We start from the raw sequence: 21,282 nt of genomic DNA, 5'->3' as shown, positions 1-21,282 counted from the left end.
TCCAGTGTCGCTCGTTCAGACATACCGCAAGCCCAAGGTCTTCGGACTGACAGTTCTCGGCGCGCTCGTCCTCGGCGCGCTGGCAGGCTGGCTCGGCAAGGGCACGTGGCTCGCGCCCGTCCTCGCCAAGATCGGCTCCACCTTCACGGCGCTGCTGCAGCTGACCGTGATCCCGCTGGTGTTCACCGCGATCGTCGTCGGCATCGCGTCGCTGCGGAACCTGGGCGGCGGCCGCACGGCAGCCCGTCTCGGCGGCAAGACGTTCCTGTGGTTCGCCATCACGTCCTTCATCGCGGTGCTGATCGGCATCGCGGTCGCCTCGGTCCTGCGGCTCGGTCAGGGCGTGCAGATCGAACCCGCCGCAGGTGCCGTCGACAAGCTCGCCAAGCGCGCTTCCGGTTCGTGGCAGACGTTGCTCGACAACCTGGTGCCCACCAACATCTTCAGCTCGTTCACCGAGGGCGACGTGCTGCAGGTCGTGTTCATCGCGGTGCTGGTCGGCTTCGCCGCCTACGCGCTCGGTGAGAAGGCCGCGCCGTTCACGAACCTCGTGAAGTCGTTCTTCGAGATCATCCAGAAGGTCGTCGGCTGGATCATCCTGCTGGCCCCGATCGGCATCTTCGGCCTCATCGGCAACGCCGTCGCGTCCTACGGCAACGCGTTCGTGAAGCCGCTGTTCTCGTTGATCCTGGCCGTGTACCTCGGTTCCGCTCTGGTGCTGTTCGTCGTCTACCCGGTGCTGCTGAAGTTCGTCGGCAAGACCTCACCGGTCGAGTTCTTCCGCAAGGCGGGCACGGCGCTGCAGTTCGCGTTCGTGTCGCGGTCGTCCGGCGCCACGCTTCCGTTGTCCCGCAAGGCAGCCACCGACCTCGGCGTCCCGCAGGAGTACGCGAACTTCGCCGTGCCGCTGGGCACCACGACCAAGATGGACGGCTGCGCCGCGGTCTACCCGGCCGTCGCGACGATCTTCATCGCGAACCTGTTCGGCATCCAGCTCTCGGTGTGGCAGTACGTCGGCATCGTGCTCGTGGCCGTGTTCGGCGCTCTGGCCACGGCCGGAACGACCGGCTGGTACACGATGCTCACCCTGACGCTGAGCGTCGTCGGCCTGCCGCCGGCCGTGATCGCGACCGGTGTGGCCGTGGTCTACGCGATCGACCCGATCCTCGACATGATGCGCACCGCGACCAACGTGGCCGGCCAGATCACCGTGCCGGTGCTGGTGGCGCGCAGCGAGAACCTGATCGAGGAGCCCGCCGCTCCGGCGGAGAAGGACCTCGTCAACGCTTAACTGTCAGCGCACGGACGTAGTTGCGACAACTTCGGCACCGGTGCGGGCCAGCCTGGAAGCTGCTCCCGCGCCGGTGCCGGTGTCGTACAGCCGACGTTCGCGCCGAGTGCCGAGAACACCTGGACGAACGCGTCGTTGCACTGGCCGTCGCAGGCGCGCTGGGCCGAGACGATGTCCGCGGTGCCGTCCTCGTTGACGTCGTGCAGCCCGAGGTACCCGGCACTGGACAGATAGGCGGCCTGCGCGCGCGACCACGTGCCGTTCTTGCGGAACAGCACCTCGCCGAGCACCTTGCCGCCGCCGTCTCCGCGCACGAGGCACACGCTGATCGCCGCCGCCCGGCAGTCCAGCGACTCGGCGGTGATCGTCGCGCCGGACTCGGCGATGGTCATCTCGAAGATGTACGGGCCCGACTCGCCGGTCACCCTGATCCGCCCGCCGCCGGTTCCGGCGAGCAGCTCCACGAGGTCCTTGCCGACCGATTTGCCGATGACGACCTGGCAGACGGTGGTACCGCAGCGCATTCCGGGGTCGGTGCCGGATTGACCTGAATCGGTGTTGTTCGGCCTCCGGAAATAGGCGAACGTCAGCCCCGCGACGACGACCACGGCAGCGACGATGGCGATCACCTGCACCGACCTGGTTCCACCCACATCGCAGATTGTTGCCGATGGGCTCACGATTGATGTGAAGTGAGCCGTCTCTCCCTCTCGGAGTTCGTCGATTTCCGTAGACTGCGGCACCAGCCAGAGCCGTAATTAACCGGTCCAGCAGGAGGTACGACGCCGTGTCGCTGCGCAAGGTCCTCATCGCGAATCGCGGTGAGATCGCCGTCCGGGTCATCCGCGCCTGCCGTGACGCCGGTCTGACGAGCGTCGCCGTCTACGCCGAACCCGACCGCGACGCCCCGTTCGTGCGGCTCGCCGACGAGGCGTTCGCGCTGGGCGGCAACACTCCCGGCGAGAGCTACCTGTCGTTCGAGAAGGTGCTGGCGGCCGCCGCGCAGTCCGGTGCCGACTCCGTGCACCCCGGTTACGGCTTCCTGTCCGAGAACGCGGAGTTCGCGCAGGCCGTGATCGACGCCGGTCTGGTCTGGATCGGCCCGACCCCGCAGGCCATCCGCGACCTCGGCGACAAGGTGACCGCGCGGCACATCGCCATGCGGGCGGGTGCACCGCTGGTACCCGGCACCAAGGACCCGGTCAACGGACCGGACGAGATCATCGCGTTCGCCTCCGAGCACGGACTGCCGGTCGCGATCAAGGCGGCGTTCGGCGGTGGCGGCCGCGGCCTGAAGGTCGCGCGCACTCTCGAAGAGATCCCTGAGCTGTTCGACTCCGCGGTCCGCGAGGCCGTCACGGCGTTCGGCCGCGGCGAGTGCTTCGTCGAGCGCTACCTGGACAAGCCGCGCCACGTCGAGGCGCAGGTCCTCGCCGACACCCACGGCAACGTGATCGTCGTCGGCACGCGCGACTGCTCGTTGCAGCGCCGCCACCAGAAGCTGGTCGAGGAGGCGCCCGCGCCGTTCCTGACCGACGAGCAGCGCGCCACGATCCACTCCTCGGCTCGCGCGATCTGCCTGGAAGCGGGTTACCACGGCGCCGGCACCGTCGAGTACCTCGTCGGGCAGGACGGGTCGATCTCGTTCCTGGAGGTCAACACCCGCCTGCAGGTCGAACACCCGGTGTCGGAGGAGACGACGGGCCTCGACCTGGTGCGCGAGCAGTTCCGGATCGCGGCCGGCGAGAAGCTGCGGTTCACCGAGGACCCGACGCCGCGGGCGCACTCCATCGAGTTCCGGATCAACGGCGAGGACGCGGGTCGTGGCTTCCTGCCCGCACCCGGCACCGTGACGACGTTCATCGCGCCGTCCGGTCCCGGTGTCCGCGTGGACGCCGGTGTCGAGTCGGGTTCGGTGATCGGCGGGCAGTTCGACTCGTTGCTGGCCAAGCTGATCGTGACCGGCGAGAACCGCGACGAGGCCCTGGCCCGTGCGCGGCGCGCGCTGGACGAGATGGTCGTCGAAGGCATGGCGACGGTGCTGCCGTTCCACCGCGTGATCGTGCGGGACGCGGCGTTCACCGCCGAGAAGCCCGAAGGTTTCACCGTGCACACGCGGTGGATCGAGACGGAGTTCGACAACCAGATCGCGCCGTTCGCCGGTGCTGCCGACGCGGCGGAGGAAGAGACGCCGCGCCAGACCGTGGTGGTCGAGGTCGGCGGGCGTCGCCTGGAGGTGTCGCTGCCGGGCGATCTCGCCGTCGGTTCCCGGCCTGCCGCCGCCGCTGCCAAGAAGCCGAAGACGAAGCGCGCGGGTGGCGGTTCGGCGGCCGTGTCGGGTGACGCGGTGGCGGCGCCGATGCAGGGCACGATCGTGAAGGTGGCCGTCGAGGACGGGCAGACCGTCGAGGCGGGCGACCTGATCGTGGTGCTGGAGGCCATGAAGATGGAGAACCCGGTGACGGCGCACAAGGCCGGCACGGTGACGGGTCTCGCGGCCGCGCCCGGCGACCCGATCACCCAGGGCACCGTGATCTGCGAGCTGAAGGACTGAGCTCGCAGGCTCGCGCAGGGGTCCCCCTGGGCGTTGGGTCCCCCGCGTCCCAACGTACTCAGGGGGTCTGACACTCGCGGTGGACCCGGCGGCGGGCCGTGATCTGCACGCTTCCGAACGGACCGGCCGGGTCGCTCACCCGGTGCGGCGACCGCAACCCTCCTCGGTCGATTTCCGCCGTCCAGGCGGGTGCATCACGCCGCCGGCCCCGCGCCCTCATATCGGGTATATGGGGGCGCGGGGCCGGCGGCGTGAGGTGCCCCACTGGGCGCCGGAAGCGGCCGGGGAGGATTGCGGTCGCCGCACTAGGATTGGTTCGTGAGCGACCCGAGCAGGGACATCCGCATCGGTGACACCGAGCGTCAGCAGGCGTTGCAGGTGCTCGGTGAGCACATGAGCGCGGGCCGCATCGACATCAACGAGTACGGCGACCGGTCCGCCAAGATCACCACCGCGAAGACCCGCGGCGAGCTGATGGCGTTGTTCTACGACCTGCCCGATCCGCGGCCGCAGTTCGTCGCGCCCGTGCCGATGTTCAACGAACCCTCCAGGGCGCCCGCGCGCCGGTGGGAGGGTGCGGTCATTCCCGTCGTCGGTGTGGCCGTGGCGATCGTGTTCTTCGCCTTCGTCAAGAATCCGTTGATCTTCCTGCTCATCCCCGCGGTGGCGATCCTGTGGGGCCAGTGGAACGGACGCCGGCGCTGAAACCCTTGCTGTTGCTGGATCTCGACGGTGTGGTGCGCAGGTTTCCGCCGATGCCCGCGGAGATCGCCGCGCGTGCTTTCGAGCCGTCGTTGCTGCACCGCGCGGTCACCGGGGAGATCTCCGACGAGCAGTGGCGGCAGGCGGTCGGCCCGGACTTCGTGGCCACGCCCGGCGAGGTGATCCCCGAGGCGCTGGCGCTGGTCCGCACCGCGCGACGGCAGTGTTTCGTGGCGTTGCTGTCCAACGCGACCACGCGGCTGGAGGCGGACCTGGCGCTGCTCGGCCTCGACGCCGAGTTCGACGCGGTCTTCAACTCGTCCCGGCTCGGTCTCGCGAAGCCGGATCCCGCGATCTACCGCAGGGTGCTGGACGAGCTCGGCCACCCGACCGCGGTCTTCTGCGACGACACGGCGGAGAACGCGGCCGCCGCCACCAAAGCCGGTCTGGACGGCGTGCACGTGCCGGACACGGCGGCGTTGCGGACGGCGCTGGCCGTGCGGGAGCTGATCCCGCCGACCGTGCTGCTGGTCCTGCCGGACCGCGACGAGGCCGAGGAACTGGCGACGGAGTTGCTGGAGGCCGGCTGGGGCCCGTGCGCCGTGCACAGGGACATGCTGGCGGGCGAGGACGACGCCGAGGACGTGGACTGGGTGGTCGAGCTGACCACCGCGCCGGACGGCCTGCCCGCGTCCGCGCACCACGCCGAGCTCGACGAACTGGCCGAGCGGCACGACGGTTTCACCAGCGACGGTTAGCCTCTGGCCGTGGAGCCAGTTGAGATCAACGCGGGCGAGTACTACCTGCGCGCCTTCCGCAGCGACGACCGCATCGACGACGTGCCGGCGCTGGCCGAGGCCTTCGCCGACGCCGAGACCAAGCGGTACATGCCGCGTCTGACCGCGGACGGCGCGCCGTCCGCGGAGACGTTCGTCCTGCTGATGACCGACGGCTGGGAGAAGGACTACCGCTGGTCGTGGGCGGTCTGCGAGTCCGTCACCGCCGAGGTGATGGCCGGGATCGTGATCCACAACGTCGACCACCACCTCGGGTCCGCCGAGGTGATGTGCTGGAGTCAGCCGAAGCACCGCGGCAAGGGCGTGCTGCCGGCCGCGCTGAACTCCGTGCTCGGCTGGGTCTACGGCGCGATGGACATGCACCGGGTCACCTACCGGCACGCGGTGTCGAACGCGGCCTCGCAGCGGGTCGCGGAGAAGTGCGGATTCACCCTGGAGGGTCGTCTTCGCGAGGAGGCGATGGTCGATGATCAGCGCGAAGACCAGTTGCTGTGGTCACGGCTGGCGTCGGACCCCCTCCCAGAGCAGCTACGGTGACCGGCCATGCGGACCACGGGGCTCCTCATCGTCGCGATGGCGCTGGCCGGGTGCACGGCGGCGCCCCAGCAGAGCGCGCTGACCACCCCGCCTCCCCCACCGCCGTCACCCACGACGACGCCCTCGCAGCTTGACTTCCCGCAACGGCCGCGCGCGGTGCCGCTCGACAAGGTGGACCCCTGTGCGGTGCTGACCGCCGACCAGCGCACGGCGCTGAGCCTCGACAACCCGCCCAGCGCGTACGTCGAACCGAGCTTCGGCAGTGCGAAGGCGTGCACGATCCGCAGCACGACGAGCGGGAATGTGGCGAGGATCGCACTGGTGCTCGCCTCGGGCGCGGACGTGTGGCTCTCGGAGAACGCCCAGGTGGATTACACGGTGAGCGCGATCGAGGGATTCGCGGCGATTACTGTCCGCACACCCGACGTGCACGACGTCTGCAATGTGGAAATAGACGTTGCCGATGGGCAGTTCCTCGACGTCATGTTCCGCGACGGCGGGAATTCCACTGCCGTACAACAAGATCATCTTTGCCTCGGCGCCCAGCGGGTGGCAGAGGCGGCGATGGCCAGTTTGCTCCAGAAGCGCTGACCCACTCGGGCGGATGTCACTGTTCGCACTCCACAGCGTTACCTTCGGTGGTTAGAGTGTCGATGCGCTTGCACGTACAACCGCCGGAGGTTCCACCATGCCGCCAGGGGGACGCAGCGGGGCAGACTCCTCGCCACCCGCTTCACATGAGCTGAACGTGGAGCCAGAGGCGATCCCGGCGCTGCGCAGCACGTTCTCGGCCGCCCTGATCAAGCTGGACAAGCAGATCGAGATGGCGATCACCGAGTTCCGCGTGCGCCCGTGGGCGGGTGACCCGGTCAGCCAGGAGGCCGCGGAGAAGTTCAACGACCGCTCGATCGCGGACGGGGACTCGGCTCTGCAGGCCCTGCTGAACTACCAGCGGCAGCTCAAGACCGCGATGGACAACCTCAACCAGATCGAACGGCAGTACAACGTGGTCGAGGGCGACAACACCGGCATGATGAACAAGAGCGGGTGCTGACCATGGCAGACAACCGCTGGCAGGGCTACAGCCACAAAGAACTCTACGAGCGCATCCACGCGGGTCCGGGCGCTTCCGCGTCGTTCGCGTCGATGGAGCGCTGGCAGGGCGTGTCGGCCGCGCTGTCCGAGATCAACGACGACCTGCACTCCGGCATCGCGCTCTCGGGCGCGAAGTGGCAGGGCAAGGCCGCCGACCTGGCTCAGGCAGGCCTGAACCCGATCGCCGCCTGGGCGGACAGCGCCCGCACCGGCTCGGACGTCATGCGCTACTCGGCCGAACTGCAGGCCGGGTACGTCTCGAAGGCCCGCGCGGACATGCCGGCGCCGGTCAACGTGACCGCGGAGCAGCCGGGTGCCCTCGTCAGCGGCATCACCCACCTCTTCGGCGGCCAGACCGACCACGAGAAGCAGGAGGCGGCCCAGGACGCCGCCGAGCGCCGCGCCCGTGAGGTCATGTCCACCTACGCGTCGTCCACGACCTCGAACACCTCGACGCTCGGCCAGTTCACCCAGCCTCCGCAGCTGCAGATCAGCGGCTCCGGCACCGTGCACGGCGGTGGTGCCCAGATCGGCGCGGCCACTGTCTGGGGCGCCGGTGCGTACGGCAACGGCGGCAGCGCCACCCGCGGCCGCACCTCGACGGGCACACGCGGTGCCGCTGCCCCGCCGCCCAAGAGCGGCACGCCCGCTCCGGGCTCCACGACGCGTACGTCCAGCACGGGCACCAGCACGGCTCCCGGCACCAAGGGCACGCACGGCTCGGTCACGGCCGGCACCACCGGTCCTGGTGGCACGGGCACCGCGGGCGTCGGCCTGGCTGGTCAGCGCACCTCCAGCCGTTCGGGGAACTCCGCCGGCCACGAGGTGAAGCAGATGGAGGACGGCGCGACCGCGGCCTCCGGTGCCGCCATGGGCACGGTCATGAACCAGGGCCACGCCGCCGGTGCCGCGAACGCGGCAGGTTCCGCCATGGGCTCGATGGGCACCGTCGGTGCCTCGAACAACGGCGACCAGGTCCACCGCAGGGCCGTGCCGATGCCACAGTCGTTCGACCCGTTCGGCGGCATGGGCGGCGGGCGCAAGGGCGAGGAAGAGGAGGACTTGGAACACAAGGCCGCCGACTACCTCCGCGAGCGCGATGACATCTACGGCGTGGGCAGCTACACGTTGCCCGTCATCGGGGAGAGCACGACCGACTGATGACTCTGTTCGGCTTGGACGCCGGGACGAGCGACACGCGCGACCCGGTGATCATCTCCACGCTGGAGTTCGACGTCCTCTGGGAGCACCTGGGCCTTGAGGTGATGCCGCTCGTCCTGAAGGTGCCCTCACCTGGCAAGACCACGGAGGAACGCCGCGCCATCGAGGACCAGGTCTGGCTGCAGCTCGGCGCCCGCGGCCTCGGCGGCCCGCGTTCCCTGGACCCGACCCTGGAAGACCTGCTGCACGTCCTGAACCGCCCGCAGCAGGAGATCGACGCCCGGATGTGGCTGAACGAACGCAGCCTCCGGGTGCTGGCAGCGGGCAAGGGCCAGGCGGGCGTGCTGGCGATCCTCGACGGCACCCAGCTGATCCTGCGCCCGGCGGAGGCCGACGGCCTCCCACGTGAGGCCCTCACCGCCCTGCCGACCGCTCCGGCGGGCGAGGGCCACTCCATCACCCTGCCGTCTGCGGACCTGGACGGAGCAGCGGCCTCAGCGACGACTCCGGAGGACCTGGAGGCCGCGCTGAGTGCGACGTTGCGCGCCGGCGACGCCCACACGCTGGCCGAGATGGTCCGCGACGCCTCGAACCGCGGCCAGTTCGGCGCGGCCGCCCGCGACAAGTGGGGCAAACGCGTCCGCCCCGACCGCGTGGTCGCCTTCTACGACACGCCGAAGGGCCGCTACCTGCAGATGCGCCGCGCGGCGGACGGTCAGCCTCCGTGGTCGACCATCACGCCGGTCGACTACCGGCGCATGCACCACCACCTGGTGGAACTGCTGGCAGAGGCCGCGGGCTCCTGACCACCGGGTCAGGAGCCTCAGCTCAGGATCAGGGCCCGATGCCCGAGCAGGGCCGGGTCCTCAGGTCGTTCACGTAGTCGTCGGGAGCCCCGGCGGCTTCCGCCGCGTCGGCGACCACCCCGATGTAGCGGGCGGACGGCAGCCCGCCCTCGTAGGCGTCCAGCACGTAGAGCCAGGCGACCACGGACCCCTCGAGGGTCTGCACCCGCAACCGGATCTTCTTGTACAGGCCGAGCGCACCCTCCCAGCGGTCCAGCCGCGACTCATCGCGAGGCGACACGTCGTAGAGCACGCAGAACGTCTGGTGGTCTGGCTCCTCGACGATCGTCGCAAGGGCACCCTCCCAGCCGAGGTCCTCGCCACCGAACGTCATGCGCCATCCAACGAGCCAGCCGGTCCCCGCGAGCGGGGAGTACGGGGCTCGCTCCATCATCTGGTTCGGATCCATGTTCGACCCGTACGCGGCATAGAGCGGCACGTCCGACAGCGTAGCGACACGACGATCAGCTTTCGGTACTGACGACACGGTCGATTCGGTCAACGCGTACGGTTGAGCCGCCCAGCAAGCCCGTGGAAGGGAACTGATCGTGACCCGCATCGTCATCATCGGCGGCGGACCCGCAGGTTACGAAGCAGCTCTGGTCGCGGCGCAGCACGGTGCCGACGTGACCGTCGTCGAGAACGACGGGGCAGGTGGCGCGTGCGTGCTGTACGACTGCGTGCCGTCCAAGACCTTCATCGCTTCCGCGGGGGCCCGCAGCGCCTTCCGCAATGCCGGTGAGCTGGGCATTCAGACCCACAACGAACTCGCGACGGTGGATCTTCCGGTCGTGCACGGACGGGTGAAGGGCCTCGCTCTGGCCCAGTCCGCGGACGTGCGCGCACGCCTTCAGCGGGAGGGCGTGCGGCTGATCAACGGGCGCGCGAAGTTCGTCGACGACTCGCGCGGGCTCGCCCAGCACCAGGTCGTGGCGACCGGCGCGGACGGCTCCGACGAGATCCTCAACGCCGATGTGGTTCTCATCGCAACCGGTGCGACGCCGCGCGTGTTGCAGGGCGCGGAGCCCGACGGCAAGCGGATTCTCACCTGGCGGCAGATCTACGACCTGCCTGAGCTGCCCGAACACCTCGCGGTGATCGGTTCCGGCGTCACCGGTGTCGAGTTCGCCAGCGCCTACACCGAGATGGGCGTGAAGGTGACAATGGTCTCCAGCCGGGACCGCGTCCTGCCGCACGAGGACGCCGACGCGGCCGCGGTGCTGGAGGACGTGTTCGCCGAGCGCGGCACGGCCGTCGTCAAGCACGCCCGCGCGGACAAGGTCGAGAACACCGGAGACGGCGTTCTGATCCACCTGGAAGACGGTCGCACGATCGAGGCATCGCACGCCCTGATGACCGTCGGTTCGGTGCCGAACACGACCGACATCGGCCTCGACAAGATCGGTATCGAGCTCGGGCGTGGCGGGTACATCCCCGTCGACCGGGTCAGCCGGACGAACGTCAGCGGCGTCTACGCGGCCGGCGACTGCACCGGCGTGCTGCTGCTCGCGTCCGTCGCCGCCATGCAGGGGCGCATCGCGATGTGGCACGCGCTGGGCGAGGGCGTCAGCCCGATCAAGCTCAAGACCGTCGCCGCGAACGTCTTCACCAACCCCGAGATCGCCAGCGTCGGCATCAGCCAGCAGGCGATCGACTCGGGCGAGGTGCCCGCGCGCACGATCATGCTGCCGCTGGCCACGAACCCCCGTGCCAAGATGGAGGGTCTGCGCCGCGGCTTCGTGAAGCTGTTCTGCCGCCCGGCAACCGGTGTGGTCATCGGTGGTGTGGTGGTCGCGCCGAACGCGAGCGAGCTCATCCTGCCGATCGCGCTGGCCCTGCAGAACCAGCTCACCGTCGAGCACCTCGCGACGACCTTCTCGGTCTACCCGTCGCTGTCCGGCTCGATCACCGAGGCCGGCCGCCAGCTCATGCGTCACGACGACCTGGACTGATCAAGGCAACCTCTCCCCGGAGTCGTGCGTGTCCTGGGCACGCAGGACTCTGGGGAGGAAGTCGTGGGAAAAAAGTTCGCAACGCTGCTGGCCGGGTTGAGCCTGGTGGCGGTCGTCCCGGCCGCCGCGCAGGCGCAGGACGACATCTATCTCGACATCTATCTGCGGTACACGATGCCGAGTTCCACGGTGTCGGTGACGCTACGGGGCTGCGCCGAGCCGACCGTCGCCACGTCCCCCGGCTTCGTCAGCCCCGCGCGACTGGAGCCGGACGAGTCGGGAAACACGACCGGCCGCACGCAGGTCGTGCTCCAGTGGGGCACTTACACCGCGACGGCGGAGTGCGCGGGCAAGTCCTATTCGGGCCAGGTCACCGTGCACGGGCCGGGCCTGAACGGCTGGAGCGGCATCGACCCGTCACTCGTCGAGCCGGGCGGAGAGGTCAGCTCCAGGCTCATCAAGAACCACTGCGACTATCAGGGCGCCATCACGTCGCCCGGCTTCGCCGAGCCGCTCTACTTCTACAACCACCAACCGCGTTGGGTCGAGGGCAAGACGACGGTGATCACGAGGCCCGGCACCTACACCGCGACCCTGCGCTGCGCGGAGTCCCCGGTTCCCTTCACCAGCGAGTTCACGATCAAGGGGACTCCGAGGCCCAAGGCGCCGCCCATCGTGATTCCCCCTGGCGCCCTGTAGACCGAGGAGAGCGATCGCACCCCTGCTGGGTCACGTCGACGGCGACAGGCAGCCCGGCATCTTCTTCCGGCTCAAGGAACTCGTGGCGGGCGACGAGGTCGAGGTGTCCAGAAAGGACGACACCACGCCCTGCACGAGGCTTCTGCGCGGAGGTCCCGGTGAGCACACCGCGATCCTGACCTGCGTGGGCGGCACCGCCTGATCATGATCACATTTCGGTCCGGTCTTGGCCGGACGCGCAACTAACCCACGAGATGTGCGTCAATGGGTCCGTGGGGACTCGTGTCTTGATCGCGGTGCTGTGTGTGGCTCTGGCCACCGCCTGTTCGCAGGGACCCGCACCGAAGCCGTCGGCGGCGACGAGCGACAGCGCGCCGCCGCCGGTGGTGTCACCGCTCGGCACCTCTGATCCGAAGGAGCTGCGGATCGAGCGGATCGGCGTGCGGTCGTCACTGGTCGCGCTCGGCCTCGACCCGCAGGGCGTCGTCCAGATGCCGCCCGCCAACGAGGGCATGCAGGCCGGTTGGTACCAAACGCAACCGCAGCAGTGGATCATCGTCGGACGGATCGAGAGCAACAAGGCCAGAGGCGTCTACTTCCGCCTGAACGACCTGTTGCAGGGCGACGTCATCGAAGTGTCCAAGAAGGACGGTTCGGTCGCCCGCTTCACCGTGACCCGCACGGAGAGGATCATCCGCGACGACTTCTTCGCAGAAGCCGTAGCGCGGGACAAGGACGAACAGGGGCTACGCCTGATCACGTGCGGCACCCGCGACAACGTGATCGTGCACGCAACCCCAGCCCCAGCCCAGTAACCACCCGCGAGGTCCGCGAACTCGCGAGGTTCGCGAGTTCGCGCTGGTCATCCGTTCGCCTCTTCGTCTCGATTCGGCGAAGCCCAATCGGGGCGAAGCGGCGGGCGGATGACCAGCTACTCGGCGAACTCGCGCGGAGTCTGCGGAGCAGCGACCAAAAACTCAGTCCTCGACCCAGTCGAAGGTCTTGCTCACTGCCTTCTTCCAGTTGGCGTACTCGGACGCGCGGCGGGATTCGTCCATCTGCGGCTCCCACTGCTTGTCCTGCGCCCAGTTCTCGCGGATCTCGTCCTCCGACTTCCAGAACCCGACCGCGAGACCGGCCGCGTAGGCGGCACCGAGCGCTGTCGTCTCCGCGACGACCGGCCTGATCACCGGCACGCCGAGGATGTCCGCCTGGAACTGCATCAGCAGTTCGTTCACGACCATGCCGCCGTCGACCTTCAACGCGGTCAGGTCGACGCCCGAGTCGGCGTTCATCGCGTCGAGCACCTCCCGCGTCTGGAAGGCCGTCGCCTCCAGCACGGCCCGCGCGAGGTGGCCCTTGTTGACGAACCTCGTGAGACCCACGATCGCGCCGCGGGCGTCGGAACGCCAGTACGGTGCGAACAGGCCGGAGAACGCGGGTACGAAGTACGCGCCGCCGTTGTCGTCCACCGACCGGGCGAACTCCTCGATCTCGGCCGCGCTGGAGATCATGCCGAGGTTGTCGCGCAGCCACTGCACCAGCGAGCCGGTGACCGCGATCGAGCCCTCCAGGGCGTAGACGGCGGGGGCCTCACCGATCTTGTAGCAGACGGTGGTGAGCAACCCGTTCTCGCTCATCACCTTCTCGGTGCCGGTGTTGAGCAGCATGAAGTTGCCGGTGCCGTAGGTGTTCTTGGCTTCACCGGGCGACAGGCAGGCCTGGCCGAACGTCGCCGCCTGCTGGTCGCCGAGGATGCCGGCGATCGGCACGCCGGCCAGCGCGCCGCGTTCGCGCACCTGGCCGTAGACCTCCGACGAGGAACGGATCTCCGGCAGCATCGACATCGGAATGCCCATGTCGGAAGCGATCGACTCGTCCCACTGCAACGTGTCGAGGTCCATCAGCATGGTGCGCGACGCGTTCGTCGGGTCGGTGACGTGCACGCCGCCGTCCACCCCGCCCGTCATGTTCCACAGCACCCACGTGTCCATGTTGCCGAACAGCAGGTCGCCGGCTTCGGCCCTCTCCCGCGCGCCTTCGACGTTGTCGAGGATCCAGCGGACCTTGGGCCCGGAGAAGTAGGTCGCCAGCGGCAGGCCGACCTTCTGGCGGTAGCGCTCCTGGCCGCCGCCGAGCGCACCCAGCTCCTGCACGATCTTGTCGGTGCGCGTGTCCTGCCAGACGATGGCGTTGTAGACGGGCTCACCGGTGTTCTTGTCCCACACCAACGCGGTCTCGCGCTGGTTGGTGATGCCGACGGCAACTATGTCCGAAGTGGACAGATCGGCTTTCGCGAGCGCGCCCGCGGCGACCTGGCGGGTGTTCTGCCAGACCTCCTTGGGGTTGTGCTCGACCCACCCCGCCCTGGGGAAGATCTGCTCGTGCTCCTTCTGGTCGACCGAGACGACCCGCCCGGAGTGGTCGAAGATCATGCACCGGGTCGACGTCGTGCCCTGGTCGATCGCGGCCACGTACTGCGTCATGCGAGAAGTCCTTTCAGACCGGGAGAACCAGGAAGAGCAGCGCGGCGAGCGCGCCACCCACGAGCGGGCCGACGACGGGGACCCACGAATAGCCCCAGTTGGCGTTGCCCTTGTTGCGGATCGGCATCATGAAGGCGTAGGCGATGCGCGGACCGAGGTCGCGCGCCGGGTTGATCGCGTAGCCGGTCGGGCCACCGAGCGACGTGCCGATCACCAGCACGACGAACGCGACACCCGCGTAGCCGAGCGCCGAGTTGCCGAACGTCGGCACGCCGTCCACCGCCACCTTCGCGGCCGGCGACAGCAGGATCCACGCGACGAGAACGAACGTGCCGATGATCTCGGAGACGAGGTTCCACGGCTTGTTCGGCACGGTCGGGCCGGTGGAGAAGATGCCGAGCGTGTTCTGCGGTTCGTCGTGCGTGTCGAACTGCAGCTTGTAGGTGGCCCAGCAGAGCATCGCGCCGATGATCGCGCCGACCATCTGCCCGAGGATGTAGACGGGCACATCGCCCCACGGAGTCTTGTCCGCGATCGCGAGTCCCAGCGTCACCGCCGGGTTGAGGTGCGCCCCGCTCGGGCTGGCGATGCTCGCGCCGGTGAAGACCGCGAAGGCCCAGCCGACGTTGACGAACAGGAATCCCGTGCTGTTTCCGAGGGTGTTCTTGAGCACCTGGTTCGCGACGACACCGGTGCCCAGGAGAATGAGAACCGCCGTCCCCAGCATCTCCCAGACGAAGATCGAGCCTGCGCTCATCGTCGGCCTCCACTCGTTTGCGGCCAGGCAGGACGCGCAAACCCGAGGTCAGGGCCGCGCCGCCCGCCTACAACGTGCTCGGACGCTATTACCGACCTGATCAGTTGTCCACGCCAAGTGGGTGCGGTCAGGCCATTTGCGGGCCGGAAGGTTCTGGCCAGCGCGCCCGTGGGCGGACGGCGGTCGCTGAAGGTAGCGTGAGGCGAAGTCGTAGCAGGGAGGCGTCTGTCGTGGCCACGCGCAAGAACGCAGCTGCACCACCGCGAACCCATGCCGAACCGCCGATCACCGGCCGGCTCGGTCCGGCCGAACGCGAGGAGGCCTGGCAGCGGCTGGGCGCCGAGACGTTCGACGTCGTGGTCGTCGGTGGCGGTGTCGTCGGTGTCGGCGCGGCACTGGACGCCGCCACTCGCGGACTGCGGGTGGCGCTCGTCGAGGCCCGTGACCTGGCGTCGGGCACGTCCAGCCGGTCCTCCAAGCTCTTCCACGGCGGCCTGCGCTACCTGGAGCAGCTGGAGTTCGGCCTGGTGCGCGAGGCACTGCGCGAGCGCGAGCTGATGCTGACGCGAATCGCGCCGCACCTGGTGAAGCCCGTCGCGTTCCTCTACCCGCTGACCAACCGCGTCTGGGAACGCCCGTACTCGGCGGCCGGCCTGTTCCTGTACGACACGATGGGCGGCGCCCGGTCCGTGCCGGGGCAGAAACATCTCACCCGAGCGGGTGCGCTCCGGCTGGTTCCGGCGTTGAAGCGCGACGCGTTGATCGGCGGCATCCGCTACTACGACGCCCAGGCCGACGACGCCCGGCACACGATGATGGTCGGCCGCACCGCCGCCCACTACGGCGCCGTGGTGCGCACGTCGACCCAGGTGGTCGAGTTCCTGCGCGAGGCGGACCGCGTGTCCGGCGTGCGGGTGCGCGACGTCGAGGACGGGCGCGAGGTCGACGTGCGGGCGCACGCCGTGATCAACGCGACCGGTGTCTGGACGGACGAACTGCAGCGGCTTTCGGGCTCGCGCGGACGGTTCCGGGTGCGGGCGTCGAAGGGCGTGCACATCGTCGTCCCGCGCGACCGGATCGTCGCCGAGGCCGGGATGATCCTGCGCACCGAGAAGTCCGTGCTGTTCGTCATCCCGTGGCGCAACCACTGGATCGTCGGCACCACGGACACGGACTGGAACCTCGACCTGGCGCACCCCGCGGCCACCAAGCACGACATCGACTACATCCTCGAACACGTCAACTCGGTGCTCGCGACCCCGTTGACGCACGACGACATCGAGGGCGTCTACGCGGGCCTGCGGCCGTTGCTGGCGGGCGAGTCCGACTCGACGTCGAAGCTCTCCCGTGAGCACGCGGTCGCGCGGGTCTCCCCTGGCCTGGTGGCGATCGCGGGCGGCAAGTACACGACGTACCGGGTGATGGGCGCGGACGCCGTCGACGCGGCGCACGTCGACCTGCCGGGCCGGATCCAGCCGTCGATCACGGACAAGGTGCCGCTGGTCGGCGCCGACGGCTACCACGCGCTGGTGAACCAGGCCGATCAACTGGCGGCCAAGCACGGCCTGCACCCGTACCGCGTGCGGCACCTGCTGGACCGCTACGGCTCGCTGGTGCACGAGGTGCTGTCGCTGGCCGCGGACAACCCGGAGCTGTTGAAACCGATCCCGGCCTCCCCCGACTACCTGCAGGTCGAGGCGGTGTACGCGGTCTCGCACGAGGGCGCGATGCACCTGGAGGACGTGCTGACGCGGCGCACCCGCATCTCCATCGAGTACGCCCACCGCGGCGTCGACTCGGCGGACGCGGTGGCCAGGCTGGTCGCGCCGATCCTCGGGTGGGACGAGGACGCGATCAAGCGCGAGGTCGAGATCTACAACGCGCGCGTCGAGGCCGAGCGCACGTCCCAGACCAAGCCGGACGACCAGGCGGCGGACGCGATTCGTGCCTCGGCACCGGAAGCGCGTCCTCAGTTGACCGAACCCGTGAGCTGATCTTCGGCATGCTGTAGGGCATGACTGGGGTTGGCAGACGAACTTTCCTGATCGGCGCAGCCGTGGCCGGTGCCGCTTCGACCGGTACCGCCCACGCTGCCCCTCCTGTGTTCGAGCACGGTGTCGCGTCCGGCGACCCGTTGCCCGACGGTGTCCTCCTGTGGACGCGCGTGGTGACGTCGTCGCCGATCCGGTGGGAGGTCGCTCGTGACGAGGACTTCCACCGGATCGTGAAGCGCGGTGTCACCCGCACTTCCGCCGCACGCGACCACACGGTGAAGGTCGAGGTCCACGGCCTGCGGGACAACACCCGCTACTGGTACCGGTTCCGCGTCGGCGAGGTCGTGTCGCCGGTCGGCAGGACCAAGACCGGCGGTTGCGGTTCCGAGTTGAACTTCGGCGTCACGTCGTGCGCGAACTGGTCGGCCGGGTACTTCGCCGGCTACGGGTACCTCGCCCGCCAGGACCTCGACGCCGTGATCCACCTGGGCGACTACATCTACGAGAACGTCGACGGCGAGGTCCGCGTGCAGGACCCGCCGCACAAGTGCCTCACCCTCGACGACTACCGGCGCCGGCACGCGAAGTACAAGACCGACCAGCACGTCCAGGCGCTGCACGCGGCGCACGCCATGATCGCGACCTGGGACGATCACGAATCAGCTGACAACTCGTCCAGCATCGGTTCGCCGCAACACGATCCGGCCACCGAAGGCCCGTGGGGCGCGCGACTGGCCGCCGCGACGCAGGCGTACTACGAGTGGATGCCCGTGCGCGAGGGCAGGCTCGACCGGACGTTCCGCTTCGGCGAGCTGGCGACGTTGACCATGCTCGACCTGCGTTCGTACCGCACCGACACCACGATCCTCGGTGCCGCCCAACGGGACTGGCTGATCGACACCCTCACCACCGACCGCGCCCGCTGGCAGCTCGTCGGCAACTCGGTGATGCTCAGCCCGCTGAAGGTCCCGCCGCTGCCAGGGCTTCCGCAGACGAACCCCGACCAGTGGGACGGTTTTCCCGCCGACCGGGAGCTGGTGCTCAGGTCGTTGGGCGAGCGGAAGAACACGGTGTTCCTGACCGGCGACATCCACAGCTCGTGGGCCAACGACGTGCCGCTCGGCGGTCAGTCGGTGGCCACCGAGTACGTCGTCACGTCGCTGACGTCGGACAACTTCGACGACCTGCTGAAGGTGCCGCCGCGCACGGTCGCGTTGCAGGTCGAGGCGCAGTTCCTGGCGCTCAACCCGCACGTGCGGTTCGTAGAACTGGACTCGCACGGCGTCTCGACGCTGCGGGTCACCGCGGACGAGGTGCGGTTCGACTGGCACTACGTGACGGACAAGAAGAACCCGGACAGCGTTGTGGCGCATGCGCATTCGTTCCGCACGCGCCACAACACTGCTCAAACCGAGAGGGTTCCGCTCTAGGCGAGCGCTGCCAGCGCGGTGTGCACCATCACGCGGACGCCCACGAGGAGCGCACGCTCGTCGAGGTCGAACGTAGGCTGGTGCAGATCGCGCTGCTTCTCCTGGCCGTTCCACACGCCGAGGCGCGCGAACGAACCGGGGACGTGCTCCAGGTACCAGCCGAAGTCCTCACCACCGGACGACTGCTCGGTGCCTGCGAGCGCGTCGTCGCCCAGTGCGGCCTCGATGCCGGCGCGCAGGATCTGGGTCGACTCTCGCTCGTTCACCACCGGCGGCACGCCGCGGCGGTGGTGCAGGTCGAAGCCGACGCCGGTCGGGGCCAGCAGGCCCGTCACGAGGTCCTTGACCAACGGCTCCAGCTCGGCCCAGATGTCGCGGTCGCCGGTGCGCAGCGTGCCGCGCACCAGACCGTCCTGAGGCACCGCGTTCGGCGCCTCGCCCGCGTGCACCGCGCCCCACACCAGGACGGTGCCGGAGCGGGGGTCGACGCGGCGCGACAGCATCGTCGGCAGGCCGGTGATGACCGTGCCGAGCGCGTGCACCAGGTCCGCGGTGAGGTGCGGGCGCGAGGTGTGGCCGCCCGGCGACGACAGCCGCAGCTCCAGCAGGTCGGAGGCCGACGTGATGGCGCCGATGCGCGTGCCGATCCGACCGACCTGCAGACGCGGGTCGCAGTGCAGACCGAAAATTCGTTCCACGCCGTCGAGTCCGCCCGCGGCCAGCACGTCGAGCGCACCGCCCGGCATGACCTCCTCGGCCGGCTGGAACACCAGCCGGACGCGGCCGGGCAGTTCCGTCGCTGAAGCGAGGGCCAGCGCGGTGCCGAGCAGGACCGTCGTGTGGGCGTCGTGACCGCACGCGTGCGACACACCGTCCACAGTGGATCCGAACGGCAGGCCGGTGTTCTCGTGCAGCGGCAGGGCGTCCATGTCCGCGCGGAGAGCCACGCAGCGTGGGCCGTGGCCGATGTCGCAGATCAGGCCCGTGCCGCCGGGGAGGATGCGCGGCTTGAGGCCGACCTCGCGCAGCAGCTTCGCGACGAGTTCGGTGGTGTTGTACTCGCGCCGGGACAGCTCGGGGTTGGCGTGAATGTGCCTGCGCCAGGCGACGACGTCGGCGGAGTTCGCCTTCAGCCAGTCGTCGAGCCAGGCGGGGCCACGGCCTTCTCCCAGATCATCCACAGGAGACATGCTCACCCCGGTGGGGTCCACGAGCATCTCGGTGGACGTCTTCACAGTTGAGGAGCCCGAGGGCCGGGAGTCCAGAACCGTCATGCCGCACCTCCGCGGGCCAGCAGCCGTGCTCGCTGCTGGGAATCGGTGGCTGTCGCGATCGTCGTCCAAGCCATGGCTAGTGCTCCGTCGAGGAGCGCACGGTCGGCCGACGCCGAGGCACAGGCGGTCGCGAACTCTAGTTGGTGGTTCACCGCGTCTCCGCAGTCGATTGCGATGGTCGGGTGGATTGCGGGCAACACTCTGGTGACGTTGCCCATGTCGGTGCTCCCGATCTTCTCTCGTTGTTCCTGTTCGGGCGAGAGCGGTCGTCTTCCCAGCTCAGTGGCCGCACGCCGGTAGGCGTCCGCGAGCCACGGATCAGGAGTCAACTCGGCGTAGATCGGTGAGACCTGCACGACCTCATGGGTGCAACCGGTCGCGAGCGCGCCGGCCGAGAAGCAGTCGCGGATCCGGTTCTCCAGACGCTGCAACGATTCCAGGTTCTCCGCCCTCACATCGAACATCGCTGATGCGCGGGCGGGTATTACGTTCGGCACGCTGCCGCCGTGGGTGACGATGCCGCTCACCATCTGGCCGGGCTCGAAGTGCTGCCGCAGCAGACTGATCGAGATCTGCGCGACGGTCACCGCGTCCGCGGCGTTGATCCCCAGGTGAGGGGCGGCGGCCGCATGTGACGGCTTGCCCGTGTAGCGCACCTCGAGATCGGTGATGGCGAGCGATTTGGCGGCGCACGACTCGTACGGCGCCGGGTGCACCATCATCGAGAGCGAGACGTCGTCGAACACGCCTCGTTCCAGCATGAGCACCTTGCCGCCGCCGACCTCTTCCGCTGGAGTTCCGATCACCTTGACGGTGATACCCAACTGGTCGGCGATGTCACGCAGAGCGAGCGCGGAGCCGACGGAAGCGGCGGCGATGACGTTGTGCCCGCACGCGTGCCCGACTTCGGGCAAAGCGTCGTATTCGGCACAAAGCCCCAGCACCAGCTCGCCATCGCCGTACGTCGCGACGAACGCGGTGTCGAGATCTGCGACCCCGCGATCGACCTTGAAGCCCTCGCGGGCCAGCAGGGAGGTGATCTTCTCGACGCTGCGGTGCTCCTCGAAGGCCAGCTCAGGCTCGGCGTGGATCGAGTGCGACAGGTCCAGCAGCGCGTCCGAGTACCGCTCGAGGGTCGAGCGTGTGCTGATCTTCAAGTCGGTACTCATTTGCCACCATCCTGCATCACCACCTGTAGGACGCAGCGCGCTGATGATGATCAACCGGACGGCCGGTCGCGGCGCTGCGCCAAGCGGCGAGCGAGTTTCGGTCTGACCGATCAACGATGACGCAGATGGTCGCGAGACACGCTTAATTTTGACTATTACGTCCCAGCATGTGAGACGTGGCGTCTCAGCCCACCGACCGTTCGGCTAGCCCTTCTTGGCAGCCCGTTCCTTGCGCCACTTCGCCCACCGCTTCTTGTTGCGGTAGTAGACCAGCACGAACAGCAGCACGGCGATGCCGCCGATCCACAGCTTGCGCTTGGTCTCTTCACGGGTCTCAGGCGACGGCGCCTGCGGCGCGTTCACGTCGGGAGCCGGGTTCACGGTCGTCTGCTGCGCAGCCGCCACAGGCGTGTTCGCCGCCTCTTGCGCGGACGCCACTCCGGCGATCCCGAGAACGCTCATCAGCGAGAACACGCAGGCCAGCAGCAACCTCGACATGGCCTGAACTCTACCTCGAATACCACGATCGAAGGTCACCC

Annotated in this window: 21 protein-coding genes; 14 read left to right on the top strand and 7 right to left on the bottom strand. The window is 68.9% G+C overall.

Annotation, left to right across the window (positions count from 1 at the left end):
• Positions 1 to 4 precede the first annotated feature (4 nt).
• Positions 5 to 1,291 (top strand): dicarboxylate/amino acid:cation symporter, encoded by a 1,287-nt coding sequence (locus OG205_RS37270; protein ID WP_330272527.1) that lies wholly within the window; start codon positions 5 to 7, stop codon positions 1,289 to 1,291.
• Here OG205_RS37270 and OG205_RS37265 read toward each other — a convergent pair.
• Positions 1,288 to 1,944, bottom strand: coding sequence for a hypothetical protein (locus tag OG205_RS37265; RefSeq protein ID WP_330272526.1), 657 nt, complete (start codon positions 1,942 to 1,944; stop codon positions 1,288 to 1,290). The genes OG205_RS37270 and OG205_RS37265 overlap by 4 nt on opposite strands.
• Before the next feature lie 134 nt (positions 1,945 to 2,078).
• Here OG205_RS37265 and OG205_RS37260 point away from each other — a divergent pair, with 134 nt between their 5' ends.
• The 8 genes from OG205_RS37260 (at position 2,079) to OG205_RS37225 (ending at position 8,943) form a co-directional block, all read left to right on the top strand.
• Complete coding sequence (locus tag OG205_RS37260) at positions 2,079 to 3,845, top strand: acetyl/propionyl/methylcrotonyl-CoA carboxylase subunit alpha (protein ID WP_330272525.1); 1,767 nt, start codon at positions 2,079 to 2,081, stop codon at positions 3,843 to 3,845.
• 318 nt (positions 3,846 to 4,163) lie between these two features.
• Positions 4,164 to 4,550, top strand: a complete 387-nt coding sequence (locus tag OG205_RS37255) for a DUF1707 SHOCT-like domain-containing protein (protein WP_330272524.1) — start codon at positions 4,164 to 4,166, stop codon at positions 4,548 to 4,550.
• The gene (locus OG205_RS37250) at positions 4,529 to 5,305 is read left to right on the top strand and encodes an HAD-IA family hydrolase (RefSeq protein WP_330272523.1); all 777 of its coding nucleotides are present in this window, start codon (positions 4,529 to 4,531) and stop codon (positions 5,303 to 5,305) included. The genes OG205_RS37255 and OG205_RS37250 overlap by 22 nt, the downstream gene beginning before the upstream one ends.
• A gap of 9 nt (positions 5,306 to 5,314) precedes the next feature.
• The gene (locus tag OG205_RS37245) at positions 5,315 to 5,881 is read left to right on the top strand and encodes a GNAT family N-acetyltransferase (protein WP_330272522.1); all 567 of its coding nucleotides are present in this window, start codon (positions 5,315 to 5,317) and stop codon (positions 5,879 to 5,881) included.
• A 6-nt stretch (positions 5,882 to 5,887) separates the two neighbouring features.
• Positions 5,888 to 6,472, top strand: coding sequence for a DUF3558 domain-containing protein (locus OG205_RS37240; protein WP_319975116.1), 585 nt, complete (start codon positions 5,888 to 5,890; stop codon positions 6,470 to 6,472).
• A gap of 157 nt (positions 6,473 to 6,629) precedes the next feature.
• The gene (locus tag OG205_RS37235; RefSeq protein WP_330272521.1) at positions 6,630 to 6,935 is read left to right on the top strand and encodes a transcriptional regulator; all 306 of its coding nucleotides are present in this window, start codon (positions 6,630 to 6,632) and stop codon (positions 6,933 to 6,935) included.
• 2 nt (positions 6,936 to 6,937) lie between these two features.
• Positions 6,938 to 8,137, top strand: a complete 1,200-nt coding sequence (locus OG205_RS37230) for a PPE domain-containing protein (protein ID WP_330272520.1) — start codon at positions 6,938 to 6,940, stop codon at positions 8,135 to 8,137.
• Positions 8,137 to 8,943 carry an ESX secretion-associated protein EspG gene (locus OG205_RS37225; RefSeq protein WP_330272519.1) on the top strand — a complete coding sequence of 269 codons (807 nt, stop codon included), beginning with the start codon at positions 8,137 to 8,139 and terminating at the stop codon, positions 8,941 to 8,943. Before OG205_RS37230 ends, OG205_RS37225 begins: the two co-directional genes overlap by 1 nt.
• Positions 8,944 to 8,971: 28 nt before the next feature.
• Here the strand turns inward: OG205_RS37225 and OG205_RS37220 are convergent, their stop codons facing one another.
• Complete coding sequence (locus OG205_RS37220) at positions 8,972 to 9,421, bottom strand: gamma-glutamylcyclotransferase family protein (protein ID WP_319975113.1); 450 nt, start codon at positions 9,419 to 9,421, stop codon at positions 8,972 to 8,974.
• A 109-nt stretch (positions 9,422 to 9,530) separates the two neighbouring features.
• Between OG205_RS37220 and OG205_RS37215 the strand changes: the two genes are divergently transcribed.
• From OG205_RS37215 to OG205_RS37200, 3 genes are all read left to right on the top strand, one after another.
• Positions 9,531 to 10,934 (top strand): NAD(P)H-quinone dehydrogenase, encoded by a 1,404-nt coding sequence (locus tag OG205_RS37215; RefSeq protein WP_330272518.1) that lies wholly within the window; start codon positions 9,531 to 9,533, stop codon positions 10,932 to 10,934.
• A 63-nt stretch (positions 10,935 to 10,997) separates the two neighbouring features.
• Positions 10,998 to 11,633 (top strand): hypothetical protein, encoded by a 636-nt coding sequence (locus OG205_RS37210; RefSeq protein ID WP_330272517.1) that lies wholly within the window; start codon positions 10,998 to 11,000, stop codon positions 11,631 to 11,633.
• Between the two features lie 272 nt (positions 11,634 to 11,905).
• Complete coding sequence (locus OG205_RS37200; RefSeq protein WP_330272516.1) at positions 11,906 to 12,448, top strand: sortase domain-containing protein; 543 nt, start codon at positions 11,906 to 11,908, stop codon at positions 12,446 to 12,448.
• Between the two features lie 162 nt (positions 12,449 to 12,610).
• Here the strand turns inward: OG205_RS37200 and glpK are convergent, their stop codons facing one another.
• On the bottom strand, positions 12,611 to 14,119 hold the full coding sequence (gene glpK, locus OG205_RS37195; RefSeq protein WP_330272515.1) for a glycerol kinase GlpK: 1,509 nt from the start codon (positions 14,117 to 14,119) through the stop codon (positions 12,611 to 12,613).
• 13 nt (positions 14,120 to 14,132) lie between these two features.
• Positions 14,133 to 14,876 (bottom strand): MIP/aquaporin family protein, encoded by a 744-nt coding sequence (locus tag OG205_RS37190; protein ID WP_330272514.1) that lies wholly within the window; start codon positions 14,874 to 14,876, stop codon positions 14,133 to 14,135.
• Between the two features lie 284 nt (positions 14,877 to 15,160).
• Between OG205_RS37190 and OG205_RS37185 the strand changes: the two genes are divergently transcribed.
• Complete coding sequence (locus tag OG205_RS37185) at positions 15,161 to 16,870, top strand: glycerol-3-phosphate dehydrogenase/oxidase (protein WP_330278312.1); 1,710 nt, start codon at positions 15,161 to 15,163, stop codon at positions 16,868 to 16,870.
• A 20-nt stretch (positions 16,871 to 16,890) separates the two neighbouring features.
• Positions 16,891 to 18,300 carry an alkaline phosphatase D family protein gene (locus OG205_RS37180; protein ID WP_330272513.1) on the top strand — a complete coding sequence of 470 codons (1,410 nt, stop codon included), beginning with the start codon at positions 16,891 to 16,893 and terminating at the stop codon, positions 18,298 to 18,300.
• Here the strand turns inward: OG205_RS37180 and OG205_RS37175 are convergent.
• The 3 genes from OG205_RS37175 to OG205_RS37165 all read right to left on the bottom strand — a co-directional run bounded on the left by OG205_RS37175 (position 18,297) and on the right by OG205_RS37165 (position 21,241).
• Complete coding sequence (locus OG205_RS37175; protein ID WP_330272512.1) at positions 18,297 to 19,574, bottom strand: M20 family metallopeptidase; 1,278 nt, start codon at positions 19,572 to 19,574, stop codon at positions 18,297 to 18,299. The genes OG205_RS37180 and OG205_RS37175 overlap by 4 nt on opposite strands.
• Positions 19,571 to 20,743: a M20 family metallopeptidase gene (locus OG205_RS37170; RefSeq protein ID WP_330278311.1), complete on the bottom strand. Its 1,173-nt coding sequence runs from the start codon at positions 20,741 to 20,743 to the stop codon at positions 19,571 to 19,573. The genes OG205_RS37175 and OG205_RS37170 overlap by 4 nt, the downstream gene beginning before the upstream one ends.
• Positions 20,744 to 20,947: 204 nt before the next feature.
• Positions 20,948 to 21,241 (bottom strand): hypothetical protein, encoded by a 294-nt coding sequence (locus OG205_RS37165; RefSeq protein ID WP_330272511.1) that lies wholly within the window; start codon positions 21,239 to 21,241, stop codon positions 20,948 to 20,950.
• Between the last annotated feature and the right edge of the window lie 41 nt (positions 21,242 to 21,282).

The sequence above is a fragment of the Lentzea sp. NBC_00516 genome (assembly GCF_036346835.1).
GTDB classification, from domain to species: domain Bacteria; phylum Actinomycetota; class Actinomycetes; order Mycobacteriales; family Pseudonocardiaceae; genus Lentzea; species Lentzea sokolovensis.
This window is presented reverse-complemented; position numbering and strand designations above follow the sequence as displayed.